The organism is Glutamicibacter endophyticus, assembly GCF_048457885.1.
GTDB lineage: Bacteria > Actinomycetota > Actinomycetes > Actinomycetales > Micrococcaceae > Glutamicibacter > Glutamicibacter endophyticus.
In genome coordinates this window covers 1,023,511-1,038,913 of sequence record NZ_CP174200.1, presented here as the reverse complement: position 1 = coordinate 1,038,913, position 15,403 = coordinate 1,023,511, and the positions used below count along the sequence as shown (strand labels likewise).

Sequence of the window (15,403 nt, the reverse complement as noted above, 5' to 3'; positions counted from 1 at the left end):
GTTGACTTACCCTTCTCCTGAAAGACTAATCATGCAATCTTCATTGGAGCGCGCTTTCACTGCCATCAAGCAGTTCACAATTGAAATGATACCGAGCTGTCGAGCTGTCGCATATGACTCGAATCTGACGACGACGGACCTCCAAATTCTGCATCTCATCCACCTCACGAAAGAACCAATTACCGCCAGCAAACTTTGTTCTCTATCAGGTTTACCTTCCACCAACATGACAAGAATTCTCGATCGTTTGGAAACTAACGGATTTATCCATAGAACATCTGATCAGTGTGACAGACGAATAAGACTTATAGAAACAGTGCCTGGCAAGGTAAATCAGATCATGGCTGGATTTGAACCCAGAAAGCAGATTCTCGAAGGCGAGCTTTCCCAATGCTCGACAGCAGAACTTGAACGAATTTACGAATTTCTTAGGAAAATTACCTCAATTCAAGGATTGTTGGCCCGCGCAGAACCTACCCCGATATTAGAAGAGAGCCAAAGATGAATGAAGTTGATGTCCTGATCATCGGGGCAGGCCCCAGTGGTCTCACCCTTGCTGTCGATCTTGTTAAGCAGGGTATTGACTGCATGGTATTGGAGAAGCGTAGTTCAATTTCTTCTAACCTAACAAGGGCGTTTTCAGTACATGCTCGCACTCTTGAGCTGCTGCATACGCGCGGATTAGCCAAACCGATCCGCGAAAGAGGGATTGCAGTTGATTCAATTCCGCTTCTCTGGGGAATGCATGCTCGCTTCGACAACGTACCTTCCGAATTCCGCGAAATGCTAGTAATACCGCAGTACGAAGTCGAGGACGTTTTACTGGAGCGCTATTTGTCCCTTGGCGGGAAGATTTTGTACGAAGCTGAGTTCGTCGACCTTAAACAGTCATCAGACAAAGTGTCAGTCAGAGTAAATCATGATGGCTTGGAACAACAGATAGCAGCTCGATACGTAGTCGGAGCAGACGGGCATCGCAGTTCAGTCCGCAAGTCAATAGACGTGAAATTCAGCGGTGACTGTGTCCTGCCGTCTGTCATCATTTCGGATGCAAAAATTCAAAGACCTCCCACTGCCCCCTTAACTCTTGTTGCCAACAAGAAAGGTTTCGTTTTCATCGCTCCTTTTGGGGATGGCTATCATCGAGTACTTTCTTGGGATCTAAAATTGCATCCCCACCAGGATGAATCTCAAGACTTCGAACGGTTGCAATCGATGGTAAGGAGCATCCTCGGGCAAGATCTCGGTATACACGCTCCTCGTTGGCTATCTAGATTTAGTAGTCACGAGCGTGTCGCTGAAAAGTATAGGGTAGGCAGAGTCTTTCTGATTGGAGATGCTGCACATGTGCACTCTCCAGCCGGAGGATTAGGCATGAATCTAGGTATCCAAGACGCCATCAATCTGGGTTGGAAGCTGGGTTCAGTAATTCAGAACAACGCACCGGAAAGACTGCTTGATACTTATGAACTAGAAATGCGTCCCTTGGGATTGCAAGCAGTTAAGGAATCCGGACAACTAATTCGTGAAGCTACCGGCCGACGTGGCCCAACTGCAGCCCTCAAGGATGCGCTACTGTGCGGGGTCGAAAAGATCAGCCCGATGAAAAATTTTGTCGAAAATAAGCTCGGAAGAACCATCTCTGGGACAAACTACACCATGCGCACTCTAAAATCCCAGAAGTTACGATCCGCTTCGGGCACCTTCGCTCATGACCTTATGCATAACGATGAAGTCATCGAAGGGTTACGTAGCCACAAACACGTACTGGTCATACCAAATAACAGTCAACTAGATTCCAGGCCGTTAGATGGAAAAAACTACATTCAAGTCAATCTGAAACACGCACTGTGGGGCAACCAACCGCGTCTGCTACGCCCGGATGGGTACATCGATGTTTGGAAACCCTAGACGAGAATCCTTAGACCATACTGGAGTCTTACTTGACGGGGGACGTATCGCAATTGCTTGGACGAGTGATCCACTCAGGCCAACTATGAATGCTCCAAACAACGATATTTTGGGGATACACAGTATGTCTCAAAAACGTTCCGAAGAGTTCCTCATGGGCAGATACTGCGCGCGTACTGCCATCAGTGCGCTTGGTGGCAGCCATGCCCAACTCAATCGTAAGTCAGATGGCGCCGTTGAATGGCCGTCAGCTTGGACTGGGAGCATCAGCCACTCTCAAGGCGTCGCTATTGCACAAGTAGGGCGACGTGAGCTCATACGTGCAATTGGTATAGATATTGAGCCGGTCGCGCCACTTCCCATAGAGATCGCCCGAGCTTTCGCATGCGATCAGTTCATTGGAGCAACAAGCAAAAAACTCGCGGCCGGAACACGTGTGGGCTTCTCTGCCAGAGAGGCAGCGTACAAAGCCCTTAGCGCACTTGGTCACCAGGTCTCAATACTTTCCATGCAAGCAATAGTATGGGCCGATGCTCCTGACTTCGGTCGGTTTGCCATTGACTCACCGGAAGCGAAAGTATACGGTCTCCAAGGTCAATGGTGGGTTCTAGACGAAGCATTTCTGGTGACTAGCGTGGTCATCCCAATGGCATCTGATAATCAATTCCATCTAACGTAGACATCCACTTAGGTTCTTGAACCACTTAGAAGACGACAGCCCTGGTACTATTCACGGCTCGGAAGCGACGGAGGATCTAAGCGATAAAAGGAACTTACAGCTTCGAGATATCGAGCAACTGTATCGAGTTCCGCTGAAGAAAAGGTGGAACTCAGCTCATCAAACTCGTCACTGGTTTTACCATAAAAATCATGCAGAGGCGCAATATTTTCCTCTACAAGTTCAAGGACAGTACGTCGTCGGTCCGAAGGATCAGGCGTCCGCCGAACATAACCTGCAGCCTCTAGTCGATCAATTAATTTGGTTACCGTACTCGTAGGCATCGTTGTGATTTCACTGATCTGGCGAGGAGTGCGAACATCTGAGCGCATTACCAGCAAATGCAGAGTTTGTAAGTCTGTCACCAGTAGGCCATAACGACGGGCCACTCGTTCGTTTCCCAGAATTGCAGTAACTAGCTGCTCTTGCAGAGCCAAGCGTACCCGCTCTACCAGATTATCGGTCATGGTTTGCCTTTCAATTCATTATTTAGCAGGAGATCCCGCATGAGTACTTGGAGTTTATCAGTGCTCAAAACAGGTGCTCTAGAGATGGAAGTTCCATAGTCAGAGCCAAGATATCTGTATTCCTCAATTGGCTTTGTGTCTATCTTGGCCCAAGATCAGTCGATGATTCGTAGCGATCCCAAACGGGGTTTTTGTGGATGGCCAGACAATCGTGAATACCAGCCCCAGCGCCTCATACCAAATATGCAAAGCTTCAGTGTCAGCAACGGGCAACGTTTGAGCTCGTTCGGTTTTGAGGACGAGCGCACGCGAAGTAACAGGAATTAGCAGTAACGCTAGAACGAGGCCAGGCGGAACCACTAGGACTGAGTCAGGAACGAGTCCCCACGGTTTAATTATTGGGGTACCAATGTCTGCGACTCCAAGATTATGGAGAACAAACGCCCCATATCCCGTTATGCTCGTCAGGAGCACACGAACAGTCCTAGATCTTCTTCGGACCCCGGGTATGGACAGCATGACCAAAGCGCCAATGAATGCCGAAAATGCCGCAAATGACAGTTGGAGCATGGTTCCTGGGAAGAGGCTTTCGAAGTACGTAACGAATCCGCCAAGAAACAGTCCTTCGATAAAAACGAAACTGATGATTCTTATACGTTGGAATCTTGACGGCACAGGTGCTTGAAAGATCAGAAACAGGAATACCAAGGCCCCGAAAATCCAGGCGATTGGAGTTGAACCATCTAATGTCTGACGGTTCTCGGCCGGGGCAACGGTCCAGATGACGCCAATCAGTGCTGCCGGGTGGAGGACAACAAAAAACGCTAGGGAAATTTTTAAGATACGTCCGATAGCAAGCGTGGAATGAGAGGACGAGGTCTTCTTGATACTCATACCAGCACCGCGATTGCTGCGTTGATTACGACTAATGGACCGACCAACCAGAAAACGCCGTCAGCGGTTTTTCCACGGCGTTGTCGAGATGCCCCAATACCTAACAAAGCCGCAATGATCAGAAGAATTACTAGCTTCGTTCCAATCTTAAAATAGTTCGGCGATGCGACCACTCCCCATGGGGCCGCCAACGCAAGTCCTGTCATAAGTGCTAACAGCATGCTCCACTGCATCAGGCGAGTAATCCGTCCTGACCTACTGAGCGCTCCAACTATCCAGGAACCGAGCAAGGCGGCAAAAGCTATAAGGTGCAAGACTACGATAAGTCCACGAATAATTTCCATGATCTTTTCTCTTTCGGAAACTAGTGAGCTACGTAAACGTGTTTGCGTGCAAGATCATCGCGTTCCGCAATATCAATCAACGCCGTTGCCATATCTTCAGCAGAGATATACCACCCTCGCTTAAGCGGACCATCAGCGCTAAAACGATATTTACCTTTTCCTAAACTCGGTCTGATGCGTGGGGCACGGATGGCCGTCCACCGTACATCGCTTTCCCAAAGCACAATGTCCATTCGGCGCATGTCATCGTAAGTGGCCCCAATGAAGCGTTGAAGAAGGGGAAGTACGATCCACAGTTTCAAGAGGCTTTGATGCGCCCAATGCTCTGCAACCTCTGAGGAAATCACGACTAGCCTGCCGACGCCATGGAGATTCATCCCTGAAATGAGGTTCTTGGTACCGGCAGAATAGAGGGTAGTTGGAAACTTGGATGCCCCAATTCCGACAGTGCTGATCACAGCATCAATGCCTTTCAAAAGTGGCTCCGTGGCTTCGGCGTTAAGCACGTCAACTGAATATTTTGTAAGTTTTGGATGAGCAATGCTCAGTTTCGATGCATTACGCGCAATAGCAACCACTTCGTGTCCCCTCGCAAGGGCCTGAGCAACAACTTGTTGGCCGACGGATCCTGTAGCACCCGGCACTAAAATTCGCATTTTCCATCTTTCTGAACGAGCGGAATCACATTAGTCCCGATTTCGGAACATCCGACTTCGGGATTAACCATAACATCAGCGTGCATGTCGAGAGGTCTGGGCCGTGGACGCAGAAATCCGCACAACGTCTTTCTTCAGGTGAGATGATGTAAGATGCAGCAGTTCATAGCCATGAGCTTTTCGTCATTTTTACAACCCGCTGACCACGCATCCGTGATATACTCCAGCGCACTTATGATGAAAACGAACTTTGATGAAGCGAGATAAGCCAGGAGCCTTCTCGCAGCACCTATACTTCGCATAGCTACATCAGCCGTTGATGGCTTAAGTGGATGTCATGTCCGACAGTCATGTGTCCCACTGCCTTATAGGCAGCCTCAACAGTGAAAATGACATATGGAAAATCACGTCCTCCCACTCTTCCGTAGCGGCCGCTCTGGCCGGTTGTTCCAATGCGCATTTCGAGGCTTCACTTGTGATTTCCAGCAGGACCTGTATCTACACGCACCAGTAGGCGGTTCTACTATCACTGATGGGAGTTCTGCCCCCGCCCTTGAACCGGCTCACAATCAGCAGCCGAGCGCTGAAGACACCAGAGTAATTGTTCGATGTCGCCCCAATCTTCATGAAGATCTGTATCAGAAAGGAGATTATTGAATGACAGGTTCAATTTGGGTGAAAGGGGCATCAATGAGTGCAGCAGATGATGAGTTTCTTGGCGTCGGTCTATTTACTGAGATCAAGGCGCTCCAGCGGGGGGCTGTCGCAGAGCCTCAACCAACAAAGAAATTCGCTGCTGCGAATGTGGAAGATCATGCACATTCTTACGAGGGCACTACGCATGATGTTGTGGACCGTGATCATATGATCTTTTCGGAGAGTTCAGGTTTCATGCCTGCACCGCACTCGCACGTTGAAGCGTATCGACGCTATTGGGCCATTCAATCTTTCGATGATGATGGACGAACTAACCCGGTGGTTTCATGGCAGGCGCGTCATTAACAGTCATTAAAACGAAAAAGTGATCCGGACTTGGGATAATAGGAGTGTCGAGCTTCTATTCCACCGAAATCAAGGATCACCTTTTCAGTGAACCATTCTACCCGAGTTTTCCCTGCCCTCCCGACCCAACTCACCAGCCAAGCCCTGGTCTCCCACGCTGGCCTGTCGGTGCTCAGCAACTTCCTGAACGCACTGGACTTCCAACGGGTCTGCGAAGACCGTTTCTCCCAGTTCGCGCCAGCCACCGCAACCCACCGGCCAGGAAGAATCCTCGGAGCACTGGCGCTCTCGTTGGCCGCCGGCGGCGAACAAGCCACTGACATCGACCAGCTTCGAGCTGCGCCGGACCTCTTCGGCCCAGTGGCGTCCGATGCCACGGTCAGCAGGTTCATGCACCGGATCAAGGAGCAACCAGAAGCCTTCTCCTACGGGTTCGCCACCATGACCCGGACCCTGCGTTCCAAAGCCTGGACGGCAGCCGGACCACGCAACCCTGCCCGGCAGGCCACAGCGAACAACCCTCTGATCATCGATGTCGATGCCTCCTTGGTGCACGTGCATTCCGAGAAGGAACACAGTGCTGGCACGTATAAAGGCGGGTACGGTTTCTCACCGATGATCGCCATGGCTGACTACGGCAAACCCAACGGCACCGGAGAAGTCCTCGCGGTGCACCTGCGTCCGGGCAACCGGGGCGCGAATTCAGCGGCCTCGCATATCGAAGTGCTCACCCAGGCCTTGGCCCAGCTGCCGGATGATTTCTATGACGAACACGGGAACCTCATAGGCGAGAAGATCCTGGTCCGCACCGATAGCGCCGGCTCCTCCCGCGAGTTCCTGCACCACCTGGACTCGCTGAGGATCCAGTTCTCCACCTCGTATTCGCTGCCGGTCATCAAGGAACGGTTCATCCGGTGGATCGATGAGAAGAAGTTCTGGGAACCAGCCCTGGACGCTGACGGTGTCCAACGTGATAACGCGTGGGTGATCGACGCGTCCAAGGTGATAGAGCTGAAGGACTACCCGCCCGGGACAAGAATCTATTTGCGGGCCGAGCCCTTGCATCCCGGGGCGAAAGCGAACTTGTTCGATACTGACGGGAACCGTGTCACGGCGTTCTTGACCAATAGCCCGCGGTTCAACGTGGCATTCCTCGATGCCCGGCATCGGGCGCGGGGCCGGTGCGAGAACAGGATCAAGACGTTGAAGAATGCGGGGCTGGGCAAGCTTCCGTATTGGTCTTTTGCCGCGAATCAGGCGTGGGCGGACCTGGCGATGCTTGCACTGAATCTGGTGGCCTGGTTGCAGCTGGTCGTGCTGCCCAGCGGGCATGAGGCAAGTTGCTGGGATGTGAAGCGGTGGCGGTACCGACTGTTTTCCACGGCGGGGAAGATCGTTTCTGGCGGTAGGCAGCGCCGGCTACTGATCCATGAAAGTGCACCAGAAGCGCAACTGCTATTCCTGCTTCAACAGAGTATTGGCTTGCTGTTCCATCGGTGGCGGCACGGCGAGTTGGCTGCCTGAACTGGTGGTTGCCCTGTTGCTTCTTTAGTTTTGAAAGGTCATTTCAACCCAGGTCGGTGGAGCCTGGCACCCTGCGCTGGTGGTTCAGGCGCTTTTTGTCGTGGGTGGAATCGACGACGGCCACCGGGAATCATTTGGTACTGGATTCCGGTGGCCGTCAGCGGCCACATGAAAAATTTGGGCTAACCGTTGGGTGGAGAGTCGGCAGAAAGATTTCATGACACCGCTTAACGTGTCTCGCAAGGAGCTCAATGCAATTTGTAGAGAGCGTCCTGTGACGTTCAAAGGTTTACGTTGCTCAAGGTGTAGTGAGCAAGTTTGGATTCGGAAATTTTCAAGTCAAGTGAGACCATGGGGTGCTAAGCAGCCGGCATTTCTTCACGCTCCTCCAGCTTCACCGGTTCGTTGATCCACGCCGCAACAGGCATCTGCAGCTTCTTCGGCATGCGACGCTGCCCGAACCGTTCGGGATTCGTGTCCCACGCCTTCTGCAACGCCGCCAGCCGCTGGTCCTCAACATGCCCGGTCATCCCGAAATGCACATCCGCCGGCGTATGGAACCCGATCCCCGAATGCCGGTGATACCCGTTGTACGCCTGAACAAACCGGTCCATGAAATCCCTGGCATCAGCCAGCGAACCGAACCGCTCCGGAAACACCGGAAGATACTTCAAAGTCTTGAACCAAGCCTCTGAATAGGGATTATCATGGCTGACCTTCGGCCGCGAATGCGACTTGAGCACGTCCAAGTCCGCCAGCAGCGCGGCGACCGGCTTCGAGGTCATCGAAGTCCCCCTGTCGGCATGCACCACCAGCGGCACCTGGTCGGTGGCGAACACCTGCGCGATGAACTCCTTAGCCAGCTCGCCGGATTCGCGGGAATGGACCTGGCAGCCGACAATATAGCGCGAATAGATGTCGATCATCACGTACGCGTCAAAGTAGGTGCCCTTGGCCGGGCCAGCCAACTTCGTGATGTCCCAGGTGAAAACCTCTCCAGGCTGGTACGCCACCAGCTCCGGGACCTTCCGGGCTGGGTGGCGGGCCTGCCGGCGGCGCTCGGCGACCTGCTTTCTTACGGCGCAGCAGCCGATACATGGTGGACACCGAGCACAAATGCGTGCGCTCGGAGAGCAGGACCGCGTAGATCTGCTCGGGCGCCTGGTCCACGAACCGCTCGCTGTTCAGCGTTTACAGGATCAGGGCTTCCTCGCTCGCGGTGAGCTTGTTCGCCGGGACCGGGCGGGGAACGGCGGGCCCTAGCTGCGGGGCCCGCGCGGCACGCTGGCGGCGGTGCATCGTGGCCCGGCTGACACCGGCCAGGGAGCTGGCCTGCCGGGTGGGCACCCCTCCGTCGACCAGTTGCTGGTAGGTGCCGGTGAGCAGGCTGCGGACTTCTACTTGGAATTCGCGCTCTTCGAGATTTGCTCCAAGAGCGCTTGCGCTTTTCCCATGATTTCCAGGGCAGTCTGCGTGGTGGCCAGCTTCTGCTCGCTGGCCGCGAGCTGCTTTTTCAGCCGGGCGATTTCCGCTTGCTCCTTGGTCAGTTTGCCGCCACCCTTGGTGCTGTTGGCTGGGTTGTTTCCGTCGAGGATTCCCGCATCACGGAGCCTGCGCCACTCGACGATCTGAGAGGAATGCAGGGCGTTGGCGCGCAGGTAGCCGCGGCCCTCGCCGCTTTGGATAGCGTGTTCGTAGCCTTGCAGGTAGGCGAGTTTCTGGGCCGGGGTGATGGTGCGGCGTCGTGGCTGGTCCGGGCGGGGCTGGGTGGAATCCATGGTCCCATTCTCCGGCATGGTGCTGGCCGATGGGTGGATGGAGGCGATGCTCATGGTGGAGATTAGTCCTGTTCTCGCCCTGTCTGGGGAGGGTAACTTGCTATGAATCGGTGGTCTCACTCAACCCTGACAGACAGGGCCCTGGCATGTTGGCAGGCTTCAGGCCTAATCCCACGATCCTCATGTCCTCAGGAACCGGCATTGCAGATGCAAACGAACCCTCGACAACAGGTGTGCCGGCGAGCAGATTTGTCTGAGCCTTAGTACCCTGTGAGTCTTGTAGTGGCTGGTCTGGGATCAGCTTGCAAGGTAGTAACCAGGCCTGGAGCCTGTCAGATGGATTGTGTAAGACCCCTAGTCAATTGATAGAAAGAGACTAGGAAAAAACACGACATGACCATCCAGAAAGACCAGGCCGAACAGAGCATGGAAAACGCCTCAGACATCGCCGAGAAGATCGCTGCCCTTGGCTCCATGGACGCCGTGAAGGAATCCGGGGCCTTCGACGAGCTCATGGGATTCATCGACCGCGGAGAGATCCAGCTCGACGGCAAGGACGGATTCATCCAACAGATCATCCGGGCCGGGCTGGCACGCGGCCTGAAAGCCGAACTGACCGACCACCTGGGCTACGAGCAAGGCGAAGCCCACGGCCGGTTCCTCCCGAACTCCCGCAATGGCTCCTACCCGAAGACCGTCTCCACGATCGCCGGGAATATCGACTTGCAGATTCCCCGGGATCGGGCCGGCACCTTCACCCCGACCCTGGTGCCCAAAGGATCCCGCCGCACCGGCGGCCTGGACGAGATGATCATCTCCCTGTATGCCGGGGGCATGACGGTACGGGATATCGCCTACCACTTGGAAACCACCATCGGCACCCAACTCTCCCACGACACGATCAGTAAGATCACCGACGAGGTCCTCGAGGAAGTCTCCGCTTGGCAGGAGCGCCCGTTGGAGGAGTTCTACCCGATCCTCTACCTGGACGCCATCGTGATCAAGGTCCGTGACGGGCACCAGGTGCGCAACAAGGGGCGCGCATATGGCCATCGGCGTGACCGTGGAAGGCACCAAGCACGTGCTGGGGATCTGGGTCACCGAGAACGAAGGGGCGAAGTTCGCAGGCGGTGCGTTTGCGCGCAACTGGCTAACAGGGGTGTGAAGGACGTGTTGTTCGCTTGCTGCGACGGGCTCACGGGCTTCCGGAGAAGCGATCGAGGCGACCTGGTTGCGGGCCACGGTGCAGACCTGCGTGGTGCACCTGATTAGGGCGGCGAACCGGTTCGTGTCCTATAGCGACCGCAAGGCGGTCAGCGCCCAGTTGAAGACGATTTACACGGCTCCGAGCATCGAATCCGCGGGCAAGGCGTTGGATGATTTCGAGGCATCCGAGCTGGGGCAGAAGTATCCATCAGCGGTAGCCACCTGGCGCAATGCGTGGGAGCGGTTCACCCCGTTCCTGGAATTCCCGCCCGAGTTGCGCAAGGTCATTTACACGACGAATGCGATTGAGTCGATGAACTACCAGCTGCGCAAGGTCACCAAGTCCCGGGGCCATTTCCAGTCGGATGCGGCGGCGGTGAAGATGCTGTGGCTGGCGATCTGCAATATCGAGGATAAGCGTGCCCGGGAGCGGTTCAAGGACGCGCAGAAGAAGGGACGGACCCCGCGGGCCGGCGCTGGAGCGCATCTGGTGGAAGTGGCCGGGACGAACGGCTGGAAGCAGGCATTGCAGCAGTTGGCGATGGCTTACCCGGAGCGGATTGAGCCGTATTTGAATTGATTGTTACGAAGCCCTGAATAATGGACATGACTAGGGGCTTACACAAACAATCTGACAAGCTCCAGGCCTGCCCGCCACCGGTGAGCATGACTCATTAGTAACCTGACCCGCACGGTGTCATCGACGTGAATTGTCTGTTCCCGGTGGTGGGCGGCCGGCACCTACCCGGCCCACCCCGGTAGCCTGATCAGAAGACTGTCCATCCTAGTGGGATGTGACCCATCACAGTGTTGCTCCGACGGTGACTTCTCTCCCGGACTGGTACCGGCCGCACCCTGGCCGAAACCCACATCCGTGAAGAGAAAGAGCTTCGAGCCACATGTCTATCGTCTCGCAGACTGTCGCCAAAACATACTCCAACATCATCGGCGTGGACACCCACGCCCGCAAGCATGTCTATGCCATCCTCACCAACACAGGTGAACACCTTGAAACCCGCGAATTCCCCACCACCGAGGCCGGCATCAAACGAGCCCTCACCTGGGCCGGACGCCGCACGGGAGGGGACGCCAACACCCTGTGGGTCATCGAAGGCGCAGCCTCCTACGGTGCGGTGCTCGCCGGGGCCGTCGCCGAGGCACCCACCGGCTACCAGAAAACCGGTCACGGCATCGGCAAGACCGACACCTTGGACGCCCAACGTATAGCTGCTGCAACGCTGCCCATCGAGGTCCATCAGCTGCGTATCCCACGAGTCAACGACGGGGCCCGAGCCGCCCTACGCGTACTAGCCACCGCCCGGGACATGCTCGCCACCGAACGCACCCGCTACGTTAACGCTCTGACTGCGCTATTACGAGTCACTTTGCTGGGCATCGATGCTCGCAAGCCCTTGAGCAATGCCCAGATCCTGCAGGTCGCCGCATGGCGCACCCGGGCCGAAGCCATCGAGCTAAAGGTTGCCCGCGACGAAGCGGTACGCCTGGCCCGCCGTATCGGCGAGCTGGACGAGCAGATCAAGGACAACACCTCCGAAATGTCTGACCTGGTCAAACTCAGTGAGGGGAAAGAGCTACTCGAATTGAAGGGTGTGGGGCCCGTGGTCGCCGCGGTTTGTGTGGCGGCCTGGTCGCACCCCGGACGGTTGCGTTCTGAGGCTGCGTTTGCGTCCTTGGCGGGAGTGAATCCTATTCCTGCATCTTCAGGCAACACAGTTAGGCATCGGTTGAATCGTCGTGGAGACCGGCGATTGAACAAGGCGCTGCATACCGCAGCCATGGTGCGGATGACCCATGACGAGGAAACCAGGTCCTACGTCGAGAAACGCACTGCCGAAGGTAAAACGCTGAAGGAAATCCGACGGTGCATCAAACGATATCTTGCCCGTCGGATCTACAACATTCTTGAAGCTGCTGATTTGTCATCAATTGCGGCTTGACAGATATAGATGCTTCACATCAGGTCTGCGCGTCACCTAAATTTACAGGTCAACGTATATATCAACTTTTAGTTCTCAAAACATGGCACGAAACAGGCCTGTGGTGGTCCAATACCGTTCACGTTGGTGGGTCATCACCCTGATTCTTCAGGGTGGCAGCGACTCGGCCCGCGCCGTTAGAACAAGATGGTGGCGAAGGTTCCCACGTGTTCGAAACCGACTCGCTGGTAGCTCCGTAGGGCTGGCTCATTGTAGTCGTTGACATAGAGGGTCACCTCGGGCACGAGGGTCAAGGCGTAGTCAACCACAGAGGCCATGTACCCGGCGGCAAGGCCGTAGCCACGATGTGCCGGGTCGATCCATACGCCCTGGATTTGCGCGACTCCCCGCGTAACGGTGCCGAGATCGGCTTTGAAGATGATCTTGCCGCGCTGGTCGAGGTCGATGAGTGTATGCCCGTCCTGAATGAGCTGGCGCACCCGACTACGGTAATAGCCACCACCGGATTGCAAAGGCGAATAGCCGAGTTCTTCCTCGAACATTTTGGCGCTGGCAGGCAGCACCCGATCGTAGTCCTGCAGACCGGCTCGGCGTAGCGGCAACCGCTCCCCTCGGGGTGCTTCTCGCAAGGACATCAATGGCTGGTTCGGGCGCACGTCGAAAATGGGCTGCGGACCGGCGGCCATTATTTGGTGCATGGCCATGACTGCCTGAGCTGGCCCGAAGACCGAGGCAAAGCGCTGGCGGGAACGTAGCGCGTATTCTGCGTAGGCGCGCGCGTGGTCTTCGCTCATGGCAGTGGGAGCTATATTCGCCCCGATCCAGCACGCGCTTTCGAGCCCTTGTTCCCCTTCGATACCGACCACGTTGGAGTAGGCACCCTGTGGGGCGTTGCCCCGCTCGAGTTGTGAACGGGTAAAAATATTCGCGGCTGGGTCGCTGTCAAGCAATGCGCGAAGGGCGGCGCTTTCGGCGCCGCCCAACACGCGAATCCGCGAGTCGCCGCCGCGTTTAGCTGACGGTAACCACGGGCGTACCCGCGGCAGGATTCTCGTCATCGCCCAAATCCATTTCCTCGGCCAGGCGCATTGCCTCGTCGATCAGGGTTTCTACGATCTGATCTTCCGGCACGGTCTTGATGACTTCGCCCTTGACGAAGATCTGTCCCTTGCCGTTACCTGAGGCCACGCCGAGATCGGCGTCGCGTGCTTCGCCCGGGCCGTTTACGACACAGCCCATGACGGCCACACGCAGCGGAACATCCATCCCTTCGAGCCCCGCGGTGACCTCTTCGGCCAGCGAGTACACGTCAACCTGAGCACGACCACAGGATGGGCAGGAGACGATGTCCAGTCCGCGGGGGCGCAGGTTCAACGATTCGAGAATCTGGTTGCCGACCTTGACCTCTTCAACCGGCGGCGCCGAGAGCGAGACGCGGATGGTGTCGCCAATACCCTGCGACAGCAACGCGCCGAACGCGGTGGCCGATTTAATGGTGCCCTGGAACGCTGGACCGGCCTCGGTCACGCCAAGGTGCAACGGCCAGTCGCCGCGTTCTGCCAGAAGTTCGTAGGCGCGAACCATAACGACCGGGTCGTTGTGCTTTACGGAAATCTTGAAGTCGTGGAAACCATGCTCTTCGAAAAGCGAGGCCTCCCACACAGCCGATTCGACCAGTGCCTCCGGAGTGGCCTTTCCGTACTTGGCCAGCAGGCGCTTATCCAGCGATCCGGCGTTAACACCAATGCGAATGGAGGTGCCATGATCCTTGGCGGCCTGCGCGATTTCCTTGACCTGATCGTCAAAGGCGCGGATGTTACCCGGGTTGACGCGCACCGCGCCACAACCGGCTTCAATCGCAGCGTAAACGTATTTGGGCTGGAAATGGATGTCGGCAATCACCGGAATCTGCGACTTCTTCGCGATAATCGGCAGCGCCTCGGCATCCTTATCCGTTGGGCAGGCCACGCGGACGATATCGCAACCGGCCGCGGTCAGCTCCGCGATCTGTTGCAGGGTGGCATTGATATCGTGCGTTTTGGTCGTCGTCATCGACTGGACGCTAATCGGTGAATCCGAGCCGACGCCCACCGAGCCAACCTGGAATTGGCGGGTCTTGCGTCGAGGAGCGAGTACCGGCGGTGGTGATGCCGGCATGCCAAGGTTGACCGAGGTCAATGGATGCCTCCGAATGGTTGGTGGGTTGGACTTACTACTAAGTATGGCACCGTCCGCGCGTGTTGCGGGCACGGATGCGAGAAAGACCACGCCGCACCGTGCATGCACCACGGGCGTGGGCGCCGCCGAATCGGCCCGCTCCCACGCCCGGTTGAGAACCTCATTAGTTCTGGGCGGCTACCTCACGCAGAGCCTCGAGAACGGCGGCTACCTGCTCGGCAACTTCGGTGTCATCCTTCGGGTGGGTTTCGGCAAAACGCACCACCGAGTTCGGGATAGACAGCTTGGCATCCTCAAGTACCTTAGCCCCGGCAATACCCAGTGCCTTGCGAGCTTCGTCCTGCGCCCACACGCCACCGTACTGGCCAAAGGCGGTGCCGATTACCACGGCAGGCAGGTCCTTCAGCGCGCCGGCTCCGAAGGGACGCGACAGCCAATCGATGGCGTTCTTCAGCACGGCAGTCATGGTGCCGTTGTATTCCGGGGACACGAGCAGCACGGCGTCCGCCGCTTCGGCGGCGGCACGCAGTTCAAGGGCGCTGGCTGGAACCTGACCCTCAATATCGCGATCCTCGTTGTAGAACGGGATATTTTCCAGACCGGAGAAGACGGTAACTTCAACACCTTCCGGGTTATGGTGTGCCGCCGCTTCGGCGAGCTGGAGGTTGGTGGATCCGGCACGTAGCGAACCGACGAGGGTGAGGACCTTGGTAGCCATGGAATCTCCTTTAGGAAGGCAATAAGTCAAAAGCATGACGCTTCAACTA

15 protein-coding genes and 1 pseudogene are annotated in these 15,403 nt (G+C 56.1%); 8 read left to right on the top strand and 8 right to left on the bottom strand.

Annotated elements, in window-relative coordinates:
* Positions 1–31 precede the first annotated feature (31 nt).
* The 3 genes from ACJD00_RS04945 (at position 32) to ACJD00_RS04935 (ending at position 2,590) form a co-directional block, all read left to right on the top strand.
* Positions 32–505: a MarR family winged helix-turn-helix transcriptional regulator gene (locus tag ACJD00_RS04945; protein WP_418908740.1), complete on the top strand. Its 474-nt coding sequence runs from the start codon at positions 32–34 to the stop codon at positions 503–505.
* Complete coding sequence (locus ACJD00_RS04940) at positions 502–1,911, top strand: FAD-dependent monooxygenase (RefSeq protein WP_418908739.1); 1,410 nt, start codon at positions 502–504, stop codon at positions 1,909–1,911. The genes ACJD00_RS04945 and ACJD00_RS04940 overlap by 4 nt, the downstream gene beginning before the upstream one ends.
* Positions 1,912–1,996: 85 nt before the next feature.
* The gene (locus tag ACJD00_RS04935) at positions 1,997–2,590 is read left to right on the top strand and encodes a 4'-phosphopantetheinyl transferase family protein (RefSeq protein WP_418908738.1); all 594 of its coding nucleotides are present in this window, start codon (positions 1,997–1,999) and stop codon (positions 2,588–2,590) included.
* 47 nt (positions 2,591–2,637) lie between these two features.
* Here the strand turns inward: ACJD00_RS04935 and ACJD00_RS04930 are convergent, their stop codons facing one another.
* The 4 genes from ACJD00_RS04930 to ACJD00_RS04915 form a co-directional block, all read right to left on the bottom strand.
* Positions 2,638–3,096 (bottom strand): MarR family winged helix-turn-helix transcriptional regulator, encoded by a 459-nt coding sequence (locus tag ACJD00_RS04930; RefSeq protein ID WP_418908737.1) that lies wholly within the window; start codon positions 3,094–3,096, stop codon positions 2,638–2,640.
* A 123-nt stretch (positions 3,097–3,219) separates the two neighbouring features.
* Positions 3,220–3,990 (bottom strand): Bax inhibitor-1/YccA family membrane protein, encoded by a 771-nt coding sequence (locus ACJD00_RS04925; protein WP_418908736.1) that lies wholly within the window; start codon positions 3,988–3,990, stop codon positions 3,220–3,222.
* Entirely contained in the window at positions 3,987–4,334 is a 348-nt protein-coding gene (locus ACJD00_RS04920; RefSeq protein ID WP_418908735.1) for a Fe-S protein, read from the bottom strand. Before ACJD00_RS04920 ends, ACJD00_RS04925 begins: the two co-directional genes overlap by 4 nt.
* A 20-nt stretch (positions 4,335–4,354) precedes the next feature.
* The gene (locus tag ACJD00_RS04915) at positions 4,355–4,990 is read right to left on the bottom strand and encodes an NAD(P)-dependent oxidoreductase (protein WP_418908734.1); all 636 of its coding nucleotides are present in this window, start codon (positions 4,988–4,990) and stop codon (positions 4,355–4,357) included.
* A 657-nt stretch (positions 4,991–5,647) separates the two neighbouring features.
* Between ACJD00_RS04915 and ACJD00_RS04910 the strand changes: the two genes are divergently transcribed.
* Entirely contained in the window at positions 5,648–5,992 is a 345-nt protein-coding gene (locus ACJD00_RS04910) for a hypothetical protein (protein ID WP_418908733.1), read from the top strand.
* 87 nt (positions 5,993–6,079) lie between these two features.
* Positions 6,080–7,516 (top strand): IS1380 family transposase, encoded by a 1,437-nt coding sequence (locus ACJD00_RS04905; protein ID WP_418908238.1) that lies wholly within the window; start codon positions 6,080–6,082, stop codon positions 7,514–7,516.
* 359 nt (positions 7,517–7,875) lie between these two features.
* On the opposite strand, the pseudogene ACJD00_RS04900 reads toward ACJD00_RS04905, so the two are convergent.
* Positions 7,876–9,348: pseudogene (locus ACJD00_RS04900) on the bottom strand (IS3 family transposase).
* Between the two features lie 339 nt (positions 9,349–9,687).
* Here ACJD00_RS04900 and ACJD00_RS04895 point away from each other — a divergent pair.
* The 3 genes from ACJD00_RS04895 to ACJD00_RS04885 all read left to right on the top strand — a co-directional run bounded on the left by ACJD00_RS04895 (position 9,688) and on the right by ACJD00_RS04885 (position 12,458).
* Positions 9,688–10,566: an IS256 family transposase gene (locus tag ACJD00_RS04895; protein WP_418908732.1), complete on the top strand. Its 879-nt coding sequence runs from the start codon at positions 9,688–9,690 to the stop codon at positions 10,564–10,566.
* Positions 10,538–11,080, top strand: coding sequence for a transposase (locus ACJD00_RS04890; protein WP_418909308.1), 543 nt, complete (start codon positions 10,538–10,540; stop codon positions 11,078–11,080). Before ACJD00_RS04895 ends, ACJD00_RS04890 begins: the two co-directional genes overlap by 29 nt.
* 319 nt (positions 11,081–11,399) lie before the next feature.
* Positions 11,400–12,458, top strand: coding sequence for an IS110 family transposase (locus tag ACJD00_RS04885; RefSeq protein WP_418908731.1), 1,059 nt, complete (start codon positions 11,400–11,402; stop codon positions 12,456–12,458).
* Between the two features lie 176 nt (positions 12,459–12,634).
* On the opposite strand, the gene ACJD00_RS04880 is transcribed toward ACJD00_RS04885, so the two are convergent.
* From ACJD00_RS04880 to ACJD00_RS04870, 3 genes are all read right to left on the bottom strand, one after another.
* Positions 12,635–13,516 (bottom strand): GNAT family N-acetyltransferase, encoded by an 882-nt coding sequence (locus ACJD00_RS04880; protein ID WP_418908730.1) that lies wholly within the window; start codon positions 13,514–13,516, stop codon positions 12,635–12,637.
* Positions 13,470–14,636: a flavodoxin-dependent (E)-4-hydroxy-3-methylbut-2-enyl-diphosphate synthase gene (gene ispG / locus ACJD00_RS04875; protein ID WP_309408176.1), complete on the bottom strand. Its 1,167-nt coding sequence runs from the start codon at positions 14,634–14,636 to the stop codon at positions 13,470–13,472. The genes ACJD00_RS04880 and ispG overlap by 47 nt, the downstream gene beginning before the upstream one ends.
* A gap of 163 nt (positions 14,637–14,799) precedes the next feature.
* Positions 14,800–15,354, bottom strand: a complete 555-nt coding sequence (locus ACJD00_RS04870) for an NAD(P)H-dependent oxidoreductase (protein WP_418908729.1) — start codon at positions 15,352–15,354, stop codon at positions 14,800–14,802.
* Positions 15,355–15,403: the final 49 nt, after the last annotated feature.